Here is a 338-nt window from a genome sequence, read left to right as displayed (position 1 = left end):
ACCTTTAGGGGAGGCAAGGTTGCCTTTGGAGCAAGGAACATCTGTGATTTGTTAGTTAAGTCAAAAAACTGGCAGAGCAATTAACTCCACCAGCTTTTTCTGTGCCCATTGTTGGTTTCAAACTCAAAACCCCGGTAGCGTACGTTGGCATTCCACCATTCATTGTTTATTTCAACATCATATATATAGTAAATGCTGTCTTTGCCAAAGTCACGCTTGCTCTTAAATGTAGGGTTTCGGATGGCGGTGCGGGGCACCCATACCGAGCGGTATTTATCGAGCCTGTCTTCAATAAACACCGCTTCTTTGTTCCATTTTTTGATCCAGATATTGCGGGC

Annotated in this window: 1 protein-coding gene; it reads right to left on the bottom strand. The window is 44.1% G+C overall.

All coding sequences use genetic code 11. The features are described 5' to 3' along the window. Window positions 1–80: 80 nt before the first annotated feature. A partial coding sequence (locus tag Q0954_RS34660; protein WP_299466857.1) for a hypothetical protein occupies window positions 81–338 on the bottom strand: 258 nt, incomplete at its 5' end.

The sequence above is a fragment of the uncultured Microscilla sp. genome, assembly GCF_947493425.1.
Classification (GTDB): domain Bacteria; phylum Bacteroidota; class Bacteroidia; order Cytophagales; family Microscillaceae; genus Microscilla.
This window is presented reverse-complemented; position numbering and strand designations above follow the sequence as displayed.